We start from the raw sequence: 18,448 nt of genomic DNA, 5'->3' as shown, positions 1-18,448 counted from the left end.
GAAGCTTATGCCTGCCCTCCGCTTCGATTGGCGCTGGATCGCATTGTTTGCTATTATCATTGTGCTTGCTAATACCCGCAGCCTGCCGTGGCCGCTTACGGCGCTGGCGTTAGCTTTGCCCGCTGGCTGGCTGCTCTATCAGGCAGCGCGGACGCTTGGCATCTCATTGCCCGGCGGTCGGACACCCACCCGTGTGACCTATTGGCGTGGCCGCCGGATCGAGACTAGCGGCCCACCTCGCCGCAATGCACTCTGGGATCGGGCTAATCTTGCGCCCGGCTTGTTGTACGGCGTCGTCGGGCTTGCCTTGGCGCTAGCGGCGCTGGCAGTTGTGGCCCGCAACCTCGGCGTCTAAGGCGCGCCGGTTAAATACCCTTGTGAGGAGCAACGTGATTACTCTGCCCTTCGGTCTCTTTCGCCGCCGCCGCTTGACGACCGAACAGCAAGATGCGCTGCTGAATGAACTCGATGCGCTCTTGCAACGGATCGAGGAGGCGCTCGACCGGTTCGGCTCTGATGTTGAGACCTCTGACCGTAATGCGCTTGCCGGCAGTCGCGCCAGCTTGCGCGAGCTGTTTCTGATTGTGGTCGCTGGCGAGTTTAATTCCGGTAAATCGACCTTTCTCAACGCGCTGCTCGGTGCGCAGGTGCTGCCCGAAGGCGTTACCCCTACTACCGATGCGATTACGTTACTCAAGTATGGCGATGAACCGTTCGATGAACTGATCGAACCCGGTTTGCGTCTGCACCATTATCCCGCCGAGATGCTGCGCCAATTGACCGTGGTTGACACCCCCGGCACCAATGCCGTCATCCGCCAACACGAGCGGTTGACCCGTGAATATATCCCGCGCGCCGATCTGGTCATTTTTCTGACATCGGCTGATCGCCCGTTTACCGAGAGCGAACGCGCGTTTCTTGAGTTGATCAAAGAGTGGGGGAAGAAGGTGGTCGTGGTGATCAACAAAGCCGACATCCTCACTCCCGCCGAACAAGACCAAGTGGCCCAGTTTGTCCGTGAGCATGTCAACCGGGTGCTCGAACAATCACCCGAGTTGTTTATGGTCTCGGCTCGCCGCGCTTTGCAGGCCCGCCAACAAGCTGGCGAAACCGCGGTCGAGCAGTGGCAAGCCAGCGGGATGGCGGCCATCGAACATTTCGTGGTTGATACGCTCGATGAAGAGACCCGCTTTCGCCTCAAGGTGCTCTCGCCACTCGGCGTAGCCCGTCGGATTACGACCAAGTATCTCGAAGCCACCGAAGCGCGCCTCGTCACCCTGCGTGATGATATTCAGGCAATTGACCAGATCGACCGCCAACTAGCTCTCTTTGGCGATGAATTGAAACAAGACGCCGAGTATCATCTCACCGAGATCGATCGCGTGCTGACCACAATTCAAGAGCGTGGCGATCGTTTCTGCGACGAGACGATCCGGCTCAGCCGCATCCGCGAACTCATCGACGGCAACCGGTTGCGCACCGCGTTCGAGCAAGAAGTGATCGGCGATGCCTACCAACAACTCGACCAGCGCATCCAACAACTGATCGACTGGTTGATGGAAAAGAATCTGCGCTTGCAACAGAGCGTTGATGAGTTTATCCAACAGCGCGCGCAGGCTCATCGCGATCGGATGCTCGGCAGCGTCGGCGGCAGTTTTGCCTACAACCGGCAAGCCCTGCTTGAGAGCATCGGCCAAGCGGCGCAGACGGCGATGGCCGGCTATAACCGGCAGGCCGAAGCGCACCAACTTGCCACTGAAGTGCAGTCTTCGGTCGCGGCGACTGCGATCACCGGTGTAGGTGCGTTGGGGTTGGGCGCAACCCTTGTCGCCCTCTTCCATACCGTCTTGCTCGATATGACCGGCATTCTGGCGGCGCTGACCGTTGCCGGACTGGGGTTGGCGATCTTGCCGGCCAAACGTCGCCAAGCCAAAGAGACGATCCGCAAGAAGATCGACGAGGTGCGCAACCAGTTGCGCACCGAGCTGCGCGAGCAGATCGAGCGCGAGAGCGAGCGCACTATCTTGCAGATTCGCGAGCGCAATGCGCCGTTTATCCGCTTTGTGCGCGCTCAGCAAGAGCAGTTGATCGAGCTGCAACGCGCGTTTTCCGATCTTGCCGTCGCAGTTGAGAAGTTGAGCAAGCAGGCGGGCTAGGTGGAGCCGTGTTGCGCTTGTCCCCCCGATAAGCTTTCCTGTTCGCGACGAGCGATGGACTGCCAGAGAGCGCGGGCCTCTGGCGAACCCCTAGATCGTTGTCATCGGGTGCGGTGCGAAACAACCCCAACGAGTGCGGGAAGCAGTCGCTCACGAATAGATGCTGAAGTGTACTAGAATGCGCATTCTCATGCCATCCGATGTCTTCCCGCCCGACGGGCGCGGCGGCGCGGCGTGGAGCACGCACGCCCTTGCCACCGGATTGCACGCTCGTGGTCATCAAGTGCAGCTCATCGTGCCCTGCCGCCACCCTTGCCGGCGGCCATTGGTCGATTGGGTTGATGGCTTGCCCGTCCGGCGCGTGCCATACTACGCGCCGTCGCTGCCCTTTGTACAAAACTACTTTCGCCACGAACGGTTCTGGCCGCGGCTGGCGCAAGCCATCATCGCCACTGGCCACGAGATCGGTGGGGTTGAGGTCATCCATGCCCAGCACACCCAAGCCGCCGCCGCCGCTGTCCTCGCCCGCACCACGCTCAAGGCGCCGGTGGTGGTAACGGTGCGCGATCATTGGCCGTGGGACTATTTCGCCACCGGATTGCACGGCAACCGCATTCCGCATCCGGGTGGCTCGTGGGCGGCGCTCGCCACCGATCTGGTCGCCCGCCTCGGCCCGCTGCGCGGTACGCTGGCCATGCTCGCCATACCTTATATGCAATCGCATGTCGCGGCGCGCACAGCCCTGCTTGCACAGGCAGATGCAGTGATCGCGCCGAGCCATTACATCGCCCGCCGGCTGGCCAGCATGGTTGACCCAGCCCACATCCACGTGCTGCCCAACATGGTTGACATCACCGCCAGTGATGCAATCGCCGCTCCTGCGCCCCAGATCACGTGGGAGGGGGCGCTGGTGCTGTTTGCCGGCAAGTTGGAAGCCAACAAAGGCGCTGGCTTGCTGATCGAGCTGATTGCGGCGCTGACCGCCCGCCGGGCCGAGTTGCCGCCGCTGACCCTGTTGATCGCCGGGGATGGCGCGCTGCGTCCAGCGATTGATGCGGCGCTGAAAGCCAGCGGCCTGCCCGGACGGGTGCTGGCATGGGTTGAACACGACGAACTGCTCCGGCTCACGGCCCGTTGTGATCTGCTGATCTTCCCCTCGAACTGGGGCGAGCCGTTGGCGCGGGCATTGATCGAAGCGGCGGCGCTGGGCGCGCCGATTGTGGCGATGCCGACCGGTGGCACGCCAGATATCATCACGCATGGCGAAACCGGCATCCTCGCTCCGACCCTGCCGGCAATGGTGGAATGGATCGTCCGCTTGCTCAACGACCCCGTCACCCGCCAGCGGATCGGCGCTGCCGCCCGCGCCGCCGCCCGCGAACGATTCGCTGCCGATCGCCTGCTGCCGCGCTACGAGGCGTTGTACGCTAAGCTCGCGCAAAGACGCAGCGGAGTCGATACAAAGCGATGAAGATGTGAGAATATGTAGACATAGCGTGAGCGGCCTGATAAGAATGACTCATGGCCCGCTGCACTCTACGTACACAACATCTCTTTGCGCCTTTGCGGGGATCTCCTTTGCGTCTTTATCTCCTCTGCGTCTTGACGTTCGTCATGTTGCCCTTCTTTAGGGCAAGATGCCAAACTCGTTGAAGGTACGCACCGCCGCCGCAAACAGCTCCGGCAGCAACAGCGTCAGCGGCTCCCCTAGCCGCAACAGCCAACCTGCTAGCAGTGAACTGCGCAACCACCCGCTCCACGGATCAACCGGAAACACCACCAACACGATTAACACTGCCGTTACCGTGATCACCCCCTGCACCAACCCCAGCACCGCCCCCAACAAATGGTCGAGCCAGCCGAGAAACATCAAACCGGCCATCGAATGCAAGAGCGACGCAATCAGGCTGGCAACGTTGCTGACCAGCAACAACACCGCAATAAAGCCTAACGCCTGCGCCAGATTCGGATCGGTAATGACCGAGCCCAGCCACACCGCCACCTCCGTCCCATATTGGCCGGCCAGCATAAACCCGACCACGACCCCCACCACGGCCAGCACCTGCCGGATCAGACCCCAATACAGACCTAGAATCGTAAATAATCCTAGCGCCACAAAAATCGCAATATCAACATTCGTCATTGATGCGCCTCCTTGAACAAATGATCAACACGACATAAAGTCCTTGACGGACAATAGACACCTTGCTATAATACCTTCACCTGAAAGATTCCTCGTTCCGCTTCCCAGAGCACGCAAAGCTGTCACATACGGCGCGCGAGCTCACTGGCATGCGGCATCACCGCCGCGTTTCTGCCAGTTCGCACCCTGCACGTTGGCATCCCGGTTGTGGCCTTGCATCACCACGCAGATGATGGTTGTCCGCGACCCATCAAACGCTCCGCCGGAACGCCGGCGGGGACATTCCTCAGCAGGAGGACGTATGAACATGACCCTATCCGGTTTCGAGCTGATGAAGATGATTGGCGAGCAGCAGGATCGCCGCCAATTTCAGCAGCTCAACTGGCGCGGTACCTTTGCCGAGTATCTCGACATTGTCGCCCGCAAGCCGCAAGTTGCTCGCAACGCCTTTCAACGGGTCTACGACATGATTATGTCGTATGGCACCGAAGAGTTTATTGACGCCAAGAAGCGGCTCATCCGCTACAAATTCTTCTCTGACGAGTCGTTTGACGGCGATGATGCCGTTTTCGGGCTTGAGATTCCGCTCATGCGGTTGGTTAACTTCTTCAAAGGCGCTGCCCGCGGCTACGGCACCGAAAAGCGCGTCTTGCTCTTGCACGGCCCAGTTGGCTCATCGAAGTCAACCATCGTGCGCCGGCTTAAGCGTGGTCTTGAGCACTATTCACGCACCGAAGATGGCGCATTATACACCTACGACTGGTACCCCGGCGTGATCGAAAACCATGACACGTTCGATTGGCGACAGGTACCCGAATCGGAATGGGAAAAGTGCCCGATGCACGAAGAGCCGCTACACCTGATCCCGCGCGATCTACGCGCCAGCTTTATCGAGCGGCTGAACGAGAATCTCGACCCTGATCGCCAGATCCGGATCGAAGGCGACCTTTGCCCGGTCTGCCGCTTCCACTTCCGCGAGCTGATGCAGCGCTACGACGGCGATTGGCTCAAGGTCATGAACCATGTGCGCGTCCGCCGGCTGGTCTTTAGCGAGCAGGATCGGGTCGGGATCGGCACCTTCCAGCCCAAAGACGAGAAGAACCAAGATAGCACCGAGTTGACCGGCGATATTAATTATCGCAAGATCGCGATTTACGGCTCGGACTCTGACCCGCGCGCCTTTAACTTCGACGGCGAGTTTAATATCGCCAACCGCGGCATCATCGAGTTTGTCGAGATGCTCAAGCTCGATGTCGCCTTCCTCTACGACTTGCTCGGCGCGTCGCAAGAGCATCGTATCAAGTCGAAGAAGTTTGCGCAAACCGACATTGATGAGGTGATCATCGGCCATACTAACGAGCCGGAATACCGCCGCCTCGAGAATAACGAGTTCATGGAGGCGTTGAAAGACCGCACCGTGCGGATCGACATTCCTTACGTCACTCGCTTGCGCGACGAGGTGCGCATCTACGAGCGCGACTTCAATCGCAAGAAGGTGCGCGTCCATATTGCACCGCATACGCTCGAGATGGCGGCGATGTGGGCTGTGCTCACCCGTCTCGAAGAGCCGAAGAAGCCCAATCTGACCCTGTTGCAGAAACTGAAGCTCTACAACGGCAAGACGTTGCCCGGCTTCACCGAGGATAACATCAAGGAGCTGCGTAAAGAGGCGGTGCGCGAGGGGATGGAGGGCATCTCGCCGCGCTACATCCAAGACAAGATCTCGAATGCGCTGGTCAGCAATCAGGAAGAGGGTTATATCAATCCCTTTATGGTGCTGAATGAGCTAGAGAGCGGTCTCAAGAACCATGCACTTATCACCGACGAAGAGCAGCGCAAACGCTACCGCGACCTGCTAGCCGTCGTGCGCGAGGAGTATACCGAGATTGTGAAAAACGAAGTGCAACGCGCAATTTCGGCTGACGAAGAAGCGATTAAGCGCCTGTGCGCCAACTACATCGACAACATCAAAGCCTACACCCAACGCGAGAAGGTGCGTAATCGCTACACCGGCCAGTACGAAGAACCCGATGAGCGCTTGATGCGCAGCATCGAAGAGAAGATCGATATTCCCGAGTCGCGCAAAGATGACTTCCGCCGCGAGATCATGAATTACATCGGCGCGCTGGCAATCGAAGGCAAGACCTTCGATTACCGCACCAACGAGCGGCTGCACAAAGCGCTCGAGCTGAAGCTGTTCGAGGATCAGAAGGACAGCATCAAGCTCACCTCACTCGTCTCGCGGGTGATTGATAAAGATACCCAAGAGAAGATCGATGTGGTCAAGGCGCGCCTGATCCGCGACTTCGGCTACAACGAGCAGTCGGCGACCGATGTGCTCAACTACGTGGCCTCGATCTTCGCCCGCGGCGATACACGCCGGTAAGGGCAAGGCTATACCACGCTGCTAGGGGCAAGGCATGCCTTGTTCCTCGCAGCGACCTATCGTTGCTACGTAGGATGTAGTGCTCTCAACTCATCGCAGGGTGCCGTCTATGTCGATGTCAATGAAACGCGCTGAACGCGACCTGAGCCGCTTTCGCGAGATTGTGCGCGGTCGCATCAAAAAAGACCTGCGCAAGTATATGTCGCAGGGAGAGTTGATCGGGCGGCAGGGCAAACGCTACGTCAGCATTCCCATACCGCAGATCGACATCCCCCAATTCCGCTATGGCGCGAAACAGAGTGGCGGCGTCGGGCAGGGTGATGGCGACGTCGGCGATCCGATCGCGCAAGGTGATGGTCAACAAGGCACGGGGCAGGCCGGCGCTGAACCCGGCCAGCATATCCTCGAAGTTGATATCACCATCGAGGAGCTGGCCCAGATACTCGGCGAAGAGCTGCAACTGCCCAATATTCAGCCTAAAGGCAAGAAGAATCTGATCAGCGAGAAGGATAAATACAGCGGCATTCGCCGCACCGGCCCCAACTCGCTGCGTCACTTTAAACGCACCTATCGCGAGGCGCTCCGCCGCCAAATTGCTGCCGGTGAGTATAACCTCGACGATCCGGTCGTGGTGCCTATTCCCGAGGATATGCGCTATCGCTCGTGGAAAGAGACTTTGATGCCCGAAAGCAACGCCGTCATTATTTATATGATGGACGTGTCGGGGTCGATGGGGGCCGAACAAAAAGAGTTGGTGCGCATGACGGCGTTTTGGATCGAGACGTGGCTGCGCTCGCAGTATAAGTCGATCGAGATTCGCTATATTGTGCATGATGCCGCTGCTAAGGAGGTCGATCAGCAAACCTTCTACCATATTCGTGAAGGCGGCGGCACCAAGATTTCGTCGGCCTATAAGCTCTGTAATCGCTTGATCGACGAGCGATACCCGGCTACTGAATGGAATATCTATCCGTTCCATTTTTCTGATGGCGATAACTGGGGCGGCGGTGATACCCGTGAGTGCGTTGAGCTGCTTAAGCGCGAGCTATTGCCCAAGGTGAATCTGTTCTGCTACGGTCAGGTCCGCTCGCTCTACGGTTCAGGTCGCTTTGCCCACGATCTTGAAGAGTATTTGCGCGGCGACGACCGAGTGGTTATCGCTGAAATTGCCGATCGTGACGATATCTACGACGCGATCCGCGCCTTCCTCGGCAAAGGCCGCTGATCGCTCTATTGCTCTGGTGTGCGTATGAAGAGTACCCGCCTTCCCGCTCATCTCGAACAGGCGCGCCAAGAGATCGAGCAGATTGCCCGTGAATACGGCCTCGATTTCTTCCCCATCATTTACGAAGTGCTCGATTACCGCACGCTCTATGAGACGGCGGCGTTCGGCGGCTTCCCGACCCGCTATCCGCATTGGCGCTTCGGCATGGAGTACGATCAGTTGCTGAAGGGCCATATCTGGGCCGGTAGCACCATTTATGAAATGGTCATTAACAATAATCCTGCGTATGCCTATCTGCTCGAAGGCAACGAAGATGTGACCCAGAAGATGGTGATGGCTCACGTGACCGGCCACGTCGATTTCTTCAAGAACAATATGTGGTTTGCCCACACCAATCGTAAGATGCTTGATACCATGGCAAACCACGCCGCCCGCATCCAGCGTATCATTGACCGGATCGGCTACGATCAGGTGGAAGAGTTTATTGATACCTGCTTATCGCTGGAAAATCTGATCGACTACCATGCGCCCTACATCCGCCGCCCCGAAGCCGTCACGCCGCGCCCGATCGTTAACGACGAAGAGCCGCCGGTGGTCGAGGGCTTGCCGGTCGAGCGCGAGTATATGCGCGATTACATTAACCCGCCAGAGTTTCTGGAACGGCAGCGGCGCAAACTCGAAGAGGAGCGCGCCCGCCAGCGCCGCTTCCCCGAAAATCCGCAGCGCGATGTGCTGCTGTTCTTGATGAATTTTGCTCCGCTCGAGAGCTGGCAGCATACGGTGCTGGAGATTATCCGTGATGAGGCCTATTACTTCGCGCCGCAGGGCATGACCAAGATTCTCAATGAGGGTTGGGCCTGCCTGACCGGCGAGAGTTTGATCATTACTGACCGCGGCCTGATCCCGATACGTGACGTAGTGGAGCAGCGCCACCGCGCCCGCATCAGCGATGGCGAAAGCGCGCAGACGATCTACGACTGGAATGTCTTTACCGCCTACCCAACGGTCACTATCCGCACCCGCGCCGGCTTGACGCTTTCTGGTTCGCACAACCATCGCATTCTGCTCGCCAATGGCGAATGGCGGCGGCTCGATGCGCTGCACATTGGCGATCAGGTGCGGATCGCTGGCGGTACCGAGCTGTGGGCTACCGCGCCGGCCACCCTCCGCCGCCGCTCGCTGCTCAAGCGGGTTGCCGCAATGGCGCGTGTACCGGCAATGGCGCACACCGATGCCTACCCAGCCCGTCGCCACGGCTACCGGTGCGCACCAGCGACCGTGGTTGATGAGCCGTTGGCTGCCCAGCTTGGCGCGCATTGCGCCACTCGCCCCGACCGGCGCGCGCTCGCTGCAATCTGCCGCTCGCCGCGCCCGCAGGTGGTTGCCTTCCTGCGCGCCTTCTGCGCTAACGCCGGCCAATTAGATGGCAAGCAATTGCTGATAACCTGCGCCGATGCTGAACAAGCCGCAACCGGGCAGTTGCTGCTGCTAAACCTTGGCGTGATGGCGCAACGCAACGGCGCGATCCTGCACATTGCGGACGCTGCTGCGCTGGAACAAGCTTTCACCACCCCCGCCGCGCCAACGGCATGGGCCGATGAGGTCGTCGCTATCGAGCACGGCACCGCCGATGTCTACGACATCTCAGTTACCGAAACCCATCGCTACGTTGCCCAAGGGTTCATCAACCACAATAGCTACTGGCACAGCACAATCATGACCCAGCGCGTCGCGTCGGCGGCTGAAATCATCTCGTTCGCCGATCTCCATTCGGGAGTGGTGGCGACCAGCGGTGGGCGACTCAATCCGTACAAATTAGGCTTGGAATTGCTGCGTGATATCGAAGATCGCTGGAATAAGGGCAAGTTTGGGAAAGAGTACGAAGAGTGTGACGATATCCGGCTCAAACGCTCGTGGGATAAGCAGCTCGGCCTTGGCCGCCAAAAGATCTTCGAGGTGCGCCGGCTCTATAACGATGTCACCTTTATCGACGAATTCCTCACGCCGGAATTCGTGATGGAACAGAAGCTCTTCACCTTCCGCTATAATCGAGACACTGACCTCTACGAAATCGCTTCCCGCGAGTTTAAAGAGGTCAAAGAGAAGCTGCTCTTCCGGCTCACCAACTTCGGCCAGCCGGTAATCCTCGTCGAAGACGGCAACTACGGCAATCGCGGCGAACTGTACTTGCGCCACCGCCACGAAGGCGTTGATCTGAAGATAGATTACGCCCGCGAGACGATGCGCAACCTCTTCAAGATTTGGACGCGCCCCGTTCATCTTGAGACGGTCATTGACGAGAAACGTCGCTTGCTGTCGTTCGACGGGCGTGATTTTAGCGAACGGCGATTAGATTGAGCGACACAGTCACGATCCAACACGCGCTACGCACTGCCGCTGAACAGTTGCGGGCCGTCAGCACGACGGCCCGCCTCGATGCTGAGCTGCTCCTTGCTCATACGTTGGGATGGTCGCGAGCGAAAGTGGTCGCCGAGCGCGACTACGCGCTTACCCCTGAACAGCAGGCGACCTTTGCCGCGTTAGTAGCCCGTCGCGCCGTGCACGAACCGGTAGCCTATCTGACCGGCCACCGCGAATTCTTTGGCATTGACCTGCTGGTTGACCGGCGCGTGCTCATTCCCCGTCCTGAAACTGAAGTGTTGGTTGAGATGGTGCTTGCTGAGGCGCGACGGTACGGCAATGCACCGCTGACAATCGCCGATGTTGGCGTCGGCAGCGGCGCGATCGCGATTGCGCTAGCCATGCATCTGCCGCATGCGATCCTCTATGGGGTCGATCTGAGCGCTAGCGCACTAGAGGTCGCTGCCGCCAATATCGCGCGCTACCACCTGCAAGATCGCCTGACGCTGCTCGAAGGTGATCTGCTGGAACCGCTACCCGGCCCGGTTGATCTGATCGTCAGCAATCCCCCCTACACGATTCTCAACGAGATCGAAGAAGGCGTCTACCGCTACGAACCGCACCTCGCCCTCGATGGCGGCCCAGATGGGCTTGACTGCTACCGCCGGTTAATCGCTGCCGCGCCGGCATACCTCAAACCGCAGGGAGCTATACTATTAGAGATCGGCGCATGGCAGTCTGAAGCTGTGGTACGTTTACTTCATCAAGCCATGCCGCAGGCCGAGATCGGCATTCAGCGTGATCTTGCCGGACGAGAGCGAGTGGTATGGGCGCGTAATCGAGATGTCATCCGCTGATCTAGCTCATCATTGCCAGATAACGATATACTACGAGCGGAGATCAGGAGGATTGCTATGACTGCACTCTTTGTCGCGCTCGGTATTGCCATCATCACGCTGCTTTTTATCCTACTCTGGTATGTGCCGCATCTGCTGCAGCAACAGGCGGCGCGGAGCGAACAAGAATCGTCGCAACTGCGCCTCATGCTGCTCGATATGCTCAACGAGCAGGAAGCGGTGATGCAGCGACAATCACAGCTCAGCGCGGCGATGACCAATTTGCAACAACAACTCACCCAACTCACGGCAACCCCGCCACAACGGGCCGGCGGCGAGATAGATATGACGGCGGTGCGCCAGTTGGAAGAGCGGATCACGGCGCTGCAACAGCAAATTCAACGCTGGATTGAAGCGCGTGGCCAGCAGCAACGCCAGCACGAAGTCAATGATAACGAAGCGTGGGCCAACTTGCTCAGCCTCTTGGCTGCCATTCAAGAGCGAATCGCTCACCTTTCAACCGAACGCACGGCGGTTTCCGCCGGCTTGCAAGCACGTGCGTTATTGGAAGAGCTCGAGCAAGAGATGGCGCACCTGCGTAGCATCTCTGAAGATATTGCCACCTTGCAATGGCGGCTGCGCCGGTCGCTGCACGAACGCGAAACGAGCGTCGCCCAGTTGCGCGCCCGCGCAGTGAATTCTTCCTCAACGGCGAGGCCAGCATGAGCATCATCGTCATTGACAATCAGCGGGTGCATTATGAAGTGTTCGGACGCGGGAGGCCAGTCGTCTTCCTCCATGGCTGGCTTGGCAGTTGGCGCTATTGGTACACCTCAATGGAGGTTATTTCGCACCATTTCCGCACCTACTCATTTGACTTTTGGGGTTTCGGCGAGTCGCGCACCAACGAAATGCCGACGATCCAAGGCTATTCCAATCAGGTCATCCGCTTCCTCGATGCAATGGGAATCGAGCGGGCGGCGCTAGTTGGTCACTCCATGGGCGGCATGGTTGCGATGAAGACAGCGATCGAACACCCCGAACGAATCACTCGCGTAGTCACCGTTGGCGCGCCGATCAACGGCGACGCACTCTCGTGGATGCTGAAGCTCGTTGACCGGCCATTCTTCGCCGAGTTCTTCGCCCGCCGACCATGGCTGCGCCGCTCCCTCTTTCGCTTCTTCTTCGGCGACTCGCTCGACCCCGAAGTGGATGAGGTGCTCGAAGACAGCACCAAATCCACTGCCGACACCATCCGCGGCGCGATCCATTCGATGTGGCGAACCGATTTGACCCCGATGCTCGACAAGTTGCGCGTGCCGGCGCTGGTAGTGCATGGCGCGCGCGACGATATTGTCAACCCCAACCAACTCCAACTCTTTACCTATGTGCCAATGGCGCAGGTGGTGCGCATGGAGCAGAGCCGCCACTTCCCGTTTGTAGATGAAGCCGATCGCTTCCATGAGATTTTGTTGAGGTTCTTGCAACAGCCTGATCTGATCACCACCGCGCCCAAACTAGATCCAAAGCAATCAACCAGCGCTACGCTGCCACGGGTCGAACCACCGGCGCCGCCAGTGACTGAACGCAGCAACTCCATCGACGGTAGCGAAGCACCGCCACCACCGCGACCGACGCCACCAGCGCCACATTCTGCCCTGCCACCGGGAAGAATGTAGCAGCGCACAGCTCGCTCTCAGGCCGGCATCTCTCACGCGGGAATGCCGGCTTGTTCGATGTGCTGCGGGGGCCGCGCCGCCCGCTATGTTGTCATCGCGAAGGGGCACAGCCCCCGCAGCCATCACCTCCTGCTGTGGGGGATTATCTCGCAAGAGCAGGAGATGGCTTCGCCGCCTCCAGCAGCTTGCAATGACACACAGTGCTATGCCCCGCACATAGCGCGGCTCGCAATGACAGTGTGGTATGCATCCCCCCCACCTTACACACAGCAACCGGCCAAGAATTGGTATAATCTGCATACGGCGCGGGCCGAGCAGCCACGCAACACGACCGGACACTGTATGCAGCTTCATGTTTCGCAACTCAGCGCAGGGTATGGCGCGCGCACGATTGTGCGCGATATTAGCTTTACCCTTCACCGGGGCGAGGTGTTGGTGGTTAGCGGACCCAACGGCAGCGGCAAAAGCACCGTGTTACGGATATTGGCCGGTTTGCAGGCGCCAACGTCTGGTGTAGCCTACTACGAAGCCGGCGGCACCCGGTTCGATCCGCGTGACGCGCGCCATTTGATCGGGTGGGTCGCACCTGATTTGGCGCTCTACCGTGAATTGAGCGGGATCGAGAATCTGCGCTTTTTTGCCCGCGTGCGCGGATTGGCCATTTCTGACGCTGCGCTGTACGAGCTGCTCACACGGGTTGGCTTGGGCAAACGCGGCGATGACCGGTTGGCGGCGTATTCGTCAGGGATGGCGCAACGCCTACGCTATGCCTTTGCCCTGCTCCACCGCCCGCCGGTGCTCTTGCTTGACGAGCCGACGGTGACGCTCGATGAGCAGGGGGCGGCGGTGGTTGATCAGATCATCGCCGATCAACGTCGGCATGGCCTCACGGTAATCGCGACCAACGACCCGCGCGAGCTGCGCTACGCTGATCTCATCCTACGACTAGGGGGTAGTCAGGGCGAGCGAGGCATACGGCACCCCGATTGAGACATAACCGTGATCGAACAAGAAACCACTCTTACCGACATCCCTGCGCCGCCGCCGAGCGGGATCAGCGCGACGCTCCGCGCCGCGTGGGCGATCTTCCGTAAAGACATCGCCTGCGAACTACGCACGCGCTACGCCATCAACACCCTGCTGCTCTTTGCGGTCAGCGCCGCCACTGCGGTCAGCCTTGGCGTTGGCTTCCTTGGCATGCGACGCACTGAAGAGGCGCTGCTGATTCAATCGGCGCTGCTGTGGATTGCGTTGCTGTTCGCTGCACTCAACGGCCTCTCGCGCAGCTTTGTCTACGAAGAAGAGGCGCGGACGATGGCAGCCTTACGCTTATCGGCTTCACCCACGGCGGTGTTTCTGGGCAAGTTTTGGTTCAACCTGACGCTGGTGATGGTGCTGAGCGCCATCACTACCCTGCTCTTTATCGTCTTGCTACGGGTGAAGGTCGGCAGCCCACTCGCGTTTAGTGTGATGCTGGCCGCCGGCGGGTTGGCCCTCACTTCAGCCACCACGATTATTGCCGCAATCATTGCCCGCGCCAGCTTCAAAGGCGCACTCTTTGCCGTGCTGGCCTTCCCGTTGCTGGTAGCGCCGCTGATTATTGCCATTCAAGGTACGGCGCAGGCGCTTGAAAATGTGGCGGTTGATGTGGTGGTTGGGCCGATCCGCTTTTTACTAGCGTATGTAGTAGTGACGTTCACTGCATCGTTGATGTTGTTTCCGTTTGTCTGGGACTCATAAGGTGAGGAGAAACAGAGCGTGCAACAGTTATCTTGCTGCACGCTCTCCACAGACCGCTCGGCCATCACTGGCTTACACAATCACAGTATCTTGCTGGTAGACGCCGAATACCTCACGCAGCACATCGCACATCTCGCCGAGAGTGCAATATGCTCGCACGCAATTGAGAATGGCTGGCATCATGTTCTCGTTGCCCTGCGCGGCGGCGCGGAGTTCGGCCAACCGACGAGCGACCAACTCTTGATCGCGCTCACGACGGACGCGGTTAAGCCGTTCGAGATGCCGCTTTTCGCCTTCGGGATCCATCTGCAAGATCGGAATCTCCAACGGCTCGTCATCTTGGAAAGCGTTGACGCCAACGATAATCCGCTCGCCGTGGTCGATCTCTTGCTGATACCGGTAGGCGGCATCGGCAATCTCGCGGTGGAAGTAGCCGTTGCGGATGGCGGCAATCACCCCGCCTTGGGCATTGATCGCGTCGAAGATCGCCTGCGCCTCGCGCTCCATACGGTCAGTCAACGCCTCGACGAAATAGCTGCCGCCCAGTGGATCGACGGTGTTGGCTACACCGCTCTCGTAAGCAATAATCTGCTGCGTGCGCAGCGCTATCGTGACCGCCTTTTCCGACGGCAACGCCAGCGCCTCGTCCATTGAATTGGTGTGCAAGCTCTGCGTGCCGCCGAGCACCGCAGCCAGCGCTTGAATCGCGGTGCGGACTATGTTGATTTCGGGTTGCTGCGCAGTGAGCGAACAACCGGCAGTTTGAGTATGGAAGCGCAGCCACCACGAGCGCTCGTTCTTTGCGCCGTACCGTTCGCGCATCGCCCGCGCCCAAATCCGGCGCGCCGCCCGGTATTTGGCAATCTCCTCGAAGAAGTCGTTGTGGGCGTTAAAGAAGAAGCTGATCCGTGGCGCAAACTCATCAATGTCTAGGCCGCGCTCAAGAGCTGCTTCGACGTAAGCAAAGCCATCGGCCAAGGTAAAGGCCAGCTCTTGCACGGCGGTGCTGCCAGCTTCACGGATGTGGTAGCCGCTAACGCTGATCGGGTTCCACTGTGGCACGTGGCGCGAAGCGAACTCAATGGTATCGACCACCAAGCGCATGCTCGGCTCAGGCGGGAAGATATACTCGTTCTGGGCAATATACTCTTTGAGGATGTCGTTCTGGATTGTGCCGCGCAACTGCGTCCACGGAATGCCGCGCTTCTCGGCCACCACCAGATACATCGCCCAAATCATCGCCGCCGGCGAATTGATCGTCATTGAGGTGCTTACCTGATCGAGCGGCAACCCATCGAGCAGAATCTCCATATCGGCCAGCGACGAGACTGCCACGCCACACTTACCGAACTCACCCTCGACCAGCGGGTGATCGGTATCGCGCCCGTACAGGGTGGGCATATCAAACGCGATCGACAACCCAGTCTGGCCTTGTTCGAGCAAAAACTTAAAGCGGGCATTGGTCTCTTCGGCACTGCCAAACCCAGCAAACATGCGCATCGTCCACAATTTGCCGCGGTAGCCGGTGGGATGAATACCGCGGGTGAAGGGATACTGGCCGGGGTAGCTGACGTTGCGCAGAAAATGTTCGGTGGGTGTCATACCATTGCGGGCCAGATCGAGCGGGGTGTAAAGCCGTTCGATCGGCGCGCTGCTGGTGGTCATGAACGGGCCAGTGCGTTCAGGGGCGCGCTTGAGGGCCGGCCAGAGACAGTGCTGTTCCCATTGTTGGTGGGCGGCAGAAAGCTGCTCGATGTCAGACATCATCGTCCCTCCTGACAGACGAATGGTGGATAGCCGCAACTAGATGCACAACAATACCTATTGTACACCTGATCGAGCCGGCCCGGCGAGGCCAGCTCGCGAACGACAGCAGATTATGCGCGGACACCTCTATTGTACACCGGTTTTGGCAATCACCGAGCGGGCGAGGGCAAGCGCCGTCACCGATTGCGCGCCGGCGGCGCGCAAGGCGGCAGCGCCGGCGGCGAGGGTCGCGCCAGTGGTCAGCACATCATCGATTAGGATGAGACGGGGCGGCGGCGGCGCGTGGCCAACCCAGACAAACGCGCCGTTGACATTAGCTGTGCGGTCATGGGCGGCGAGCCGGGCCTGCCGGTTGGTTGCGCGCACCCGAACTAAGCCGTCGATCAGCGGCGGGTTGCCGGGCCGTTGCAAGCGCGCAGCCAGCTCGGCGGCCTGATTAAAGCCGCGTTCGCGCAGCCGATCGGAGTGCAGCGGCACCGCAATCAGGGCATCGGCAGCGAGCGGGCCGGCGACAGCGGCCAGCAGATCACCGAGCACGTGCGCAACCCGCCGGCGACGACCGTACTTGAGCTGGTGAATAGCTGAAACTAAGCCGCCCTCATAGCGAAACGCCACCCACGCCGCGTCAAGGCCGACTGGCGGCGGGAAGGGCGGATAGGGCCGTAACTGCGCCCGGCATACCGCGCAGAAGAGGTCACCGGTCAGCCGCCGGCAACCAGCGCAACGGTCGGGAAAGAGCCAGTTGAGGATTCGTTCAAGCATAGGGTTGACACCGCGATAAATCTGTACGACGATGAACAGAGGCACACATATACACGTGCTCACAGTGCGCAGCGCTGGACGGCCCGCACTATACATGCTCTATATATGAAACCGTTACAGATCGGCAAAGGATTCGCTATGGCCCGCGCCAAACTCACCAACGCGACAGCCAACACTCCCAAACGCAAAGGCCAACTGCCGGCCAAGATCTGCGCCGCGTGCGGGAGACCGTTTGAATGGCGCAAAAAGTGGGCGCGCTGCTGGGAAGAGGTGCGCTACTGCTCGGATCGCTGCCGGCAGAGCGGGCGACGCAACCTTATACACCGCAGAGGGTAAAGTCCCCGCGACCTCCGCAGGCGCTGCGGTATGCCAAATAAACATGCCGAAACCAGTGTCCACAATGGTTCCTACGGTAGGCAAAAACACTGCCGGCAAGCCGTGATATAATTGCAATATCCGGTACTCGCCGGCGGAAATGTATGAGGATGATACCCATGCCGCGATTCGGCGCACACATGTCTATTTCGGGTGGCGTCTCGAAATCATTTGCTCGCGGGGAATCAGTGGGGTTGGAAGCGATGCAAATCTTCGCCAAAAACGAACGGCAGTGGACAGCCAAACCCATCCCAGCGGAAGAAGCGGCAGCATTTCGGGCTGAACAGGAGCGCACCGGCATTCACCCGGTCGTCGTTCATGACTCGTACCTCATCAACCTCGCCGCCCCCGCCGACGAACTGCGCGAAAAGTCGATCGCCGCTTTTGCCGACGAGTTGGAACGCTGCGCGCAGCTCAACATCCCTTACCTCGTCACCCACCCCGGCGCGCATACCGGGATTGGCGAAGAGGCCGGCTTGGCCCGCGTCGCCGATGCGATTAATCGTCTGTTGACGGAAGGGATCGGCGGCACAACGATGATCTTGCTTGAGACGACCGCCGGGCAGGGCACGGCGCTCGGCTATCGCTTCGAGCATTTGGCCCGCCTGTTTGAGTTGATCCCTTACCACGACCGGTTAGGGGTATGCGTTGATACCTGCCACATCTTCGCCGCTGGGTACGACATTCGCGACGAAGCGAGCTATCAAGCCACCTTTGCTGAACTTGACCGGCTGGTTGGGTTGGAACGGGTCAAGTGTTTTCATCTTAACGACTCGCAGAAGGACGTGGGCAGCCGAGTCGATCGCCATGCGCATATCGGCCAAGGCTGCATCGGCGTCGAAGCCTTTCGTATGCTGGTAAACGACCGACGCTTCGCTGGTCTACCGATGATCATTGAGACGCCCAAGGGCGAAGATATGGCCGAAGATCGGATGAATCTCGCCCTGCTGCGGTCGCTCGTACAGATCAGCACAGCATAGTCATAGACACAACTCTAAAGAAAGCTATTTGCGCCCTG

The 18,448-nt window shown here is 59.3% G+C and carries 16 protein-coding genes; 13 read left to right on the top strand and 3 right to left on the bottom strand.

What is annotated here, in order from left to right; genetic code table 11:
- The first annotated feature begins 7 nt into the window (after positions 1-7).
- The 3 genes from Q1A59_RS00410 to Q1A59_RS00400 all read left to right on the top strand — a co-directional run bounded on the left by Q1A59_RS00410 (position 8) and on the right by Q1A59_RS00400 (position 3,627).
- Positions 8-355: a hypothetical protein gene (locus Q1A59_RS00410; protein WP_298402192.1), complete on the top strand. Its 348-nt coding sequence runs from the start codon at positions 8-10 to the stop codon at positions 353-355.
- 34 nt (positions 356-389) lie between these two features.
- Complete coding sequence (locus tag Q1A59_RS00405) at positions 390-2,156, top strand: dynamin family protein (RefSeq protein ID WP_298402194.1); 1,767 nt, start codon at positions 390-392, stop codon at positions 2,154-2,156.
- Between the two features lie 178 nt (positions 2,157-2,334).
- Positions 2,335-3,627, top strand: coding sequence for a glycosyltransferase family 4 protein (locus Q1A59_RS00400; protein WP_298402196.1), 1,293 nt, complete (start codon positions 2,335-2,337; stop codon positions 3,625-3,627).
- 156 nt (positions 3,628-3,783) lie between these two features.
- Here the strand turns inward: Q1A59_RS00400 and Q1A59_RS00395 are convergent, their stop codons facing one another.
- A complete protein-coding gene (locus Q1A59_RS00395) occupies positions 3,784-4,299 on the bottom strand; it encodes a CvpA family protein (RefSeq protein ID WP_298402198.1) in 516 nt (171 codons plus the stop codon).
- Positions 4,300-4,600: 301 nt separating this feature from the next.
- Between Q1A59_RS00395 and Q1A59_RS00390 the strand changes: the two genes are divergently transcribed.
- From Q1A59_RS00390 to Q1A59_RS00355, 8 genes are all read left to right on the top strand, one after another.
- Positions 4,601-6,685 (top strand): serine protein kinase, encoded by a 2,085-nt coding sequence (locus Q1A59_RS00390; RefSeq protein WP_366144843.1) that lies wholly within the window; start codon positions 4,601-4,603, stop codon positions 6,683-6,685.
- Between the two features lie 115 nt (positions 6,686-6,800).
- The gene (locus tag Q1A59_RS00385; RefSeq protein ID WP_366144846.1) at positions 6,801-7,910 is read left to right on the top strand and encodes a DUF444 family protein; all 1,110 of its coding nucleotides are present in this window, start codon (positions 6,801-6,803) and stop codon (positions 7,908-7,910) included.
- A gap of 24 nt (positions 7,911-7,934) precedes the next feature.
- The gene (locus Q1A59_RS00380) at positions 7,935-10,268 is read left to right on the top strand and encodes a SpoVR family protein (protein ID WP_298402202.1); all 2,334 of its coding nucleotides are present in this window, start codon (positions 7,935-7,937) and stop codon (positions 10,266-10,268) included.
- A complete protein-coding gene (gene prmC, locus Q1A59_RS00375; RefSeq protein ID WP_299643325.1) occupies positions 10,265-11,128 on the top strand; it encodes a peptide chain release factor N(5)-glutamine methyltransferase in 864 nt (287 codons plus the stop codon). The genes Q1A59_RS00380 and prmC overlap by 4 nt, the downstream gene beginning before the upstream one ends.
- A gap of 57 nt (positions 11,129-11,185) precedes the next feature.
- Positions 11,186-11,833 (top strand): hypothetical protein, encoded by a 648-nt coding sequence (locus tag Q1A59_RS00370; RefSeq protein ID WP_298402206.1) that lies wholly within the window; start codon positions 11,186-11,188, stop codon positions 11,831-11,833.
- Complete coding sequence (locus Q1A59_RS00365; protein WP_299643322.1) at positions 11,830-12,786, top strand: alpha/beta fold hydrolase; 957 nt, start codon at positions 11,830-11,832, stop codon at positions 12,784-12,786. Before Q1A59_RS00370 ends, Q1A59_RS00365 begins: the two co-directional genes overlap by 4 nt.
- A gap of 342 nt (positions 12,787-13,128) precedes the next feature.
- Complete coding sequence (locus Q1A59_RS00360; RefSeq protein ID WP_298402210.1) at positions 13,129-13,776, top strand: ABC transporter ATP-binding protein; 648 nt, start codon at positions 13,129-13,131, stop codon at positions 13,774-13,776.
- Positions 13,777-13,785: 9 nt separating this feature from the next.
- On the top strand, positions 13,786-14,526 hold the full coding sequence (locus tag Q1A59_RS00355) for a heme exporter protein CcmB (protein WP_298402212.1): 741 nt from the start codon (positions 13,786-13,788) through the stop codon (positions 14,524-14,526).
- A gap of 72 nt (positions 14,527-14,598) precedes the next feature.
- On the opposite strand, the gene Q1A59_RS00350 is transcribed toward Q1A59_RS00355, so the two are convergent.
- Complete coding sequence (locus Q1A59_RS00350) at positions 14,599-16,293, bottom strand: methylmalonyl-CoA mutase family protein (protein ID WP_298402214.1); 1,695 nt, start codon at positions 16,291-16,293, stop codon at positions 14,599-14,601.
- A gap of 126 nt (positions 16,294-16,419) precedes the next feature.
- Entirely contained in the window at positions 16,420-17,055 is a 636-nt protein-coding gene (locus Q1A59_RS00345) for a ComF family protein (RefSeq protein ID WP_298402216.1), read from the bottom strand.
- A 138-nt stretch (positions 17,056-17,193) separates the two neighbouring features.
- On the opposite strand from Q1A59_RS00345, the gene Q1A59_RS00340 reads away from it, so the two are divergent.
- Positions 17,194-17,391, top strand: coding sequence for a DUF2256 domain-containing protein (locus Q1A59_RS00340; protein ID WP_298402218.1), 198 nt, complete (start codon positions 17,194-17,196; stop codon positions 17,389-17,391).
- Positions 17,392-17,549: 158 nt separating this feature from the next.
- Positions 17,550-18,410 (top strand): deoxyribonuclease IV, encoded by an 861-nt coding sequence (locus Q1A59_RS00335; protein ID WP_298402220.1) that lies wholly within the window; start codon positions 17,550-17,552, stop codon positions 18,408-18,410.
- Positions 18,411-18,448: the final 38 nt, after the last annotated feature.

It is taken from the genome of uncultured Chloroflexus sp., from assembly GCF_937951745.1.
Taxonomy (GTDB): domain Bacteria; phylum Chloroflexota; class Chloroflexia; order Chloroflexales; family Chloroflexaceae; genus Chloroflexus.
This window is presented reverse-complemented; position numbering and strand designations above follow the sequence as displayed.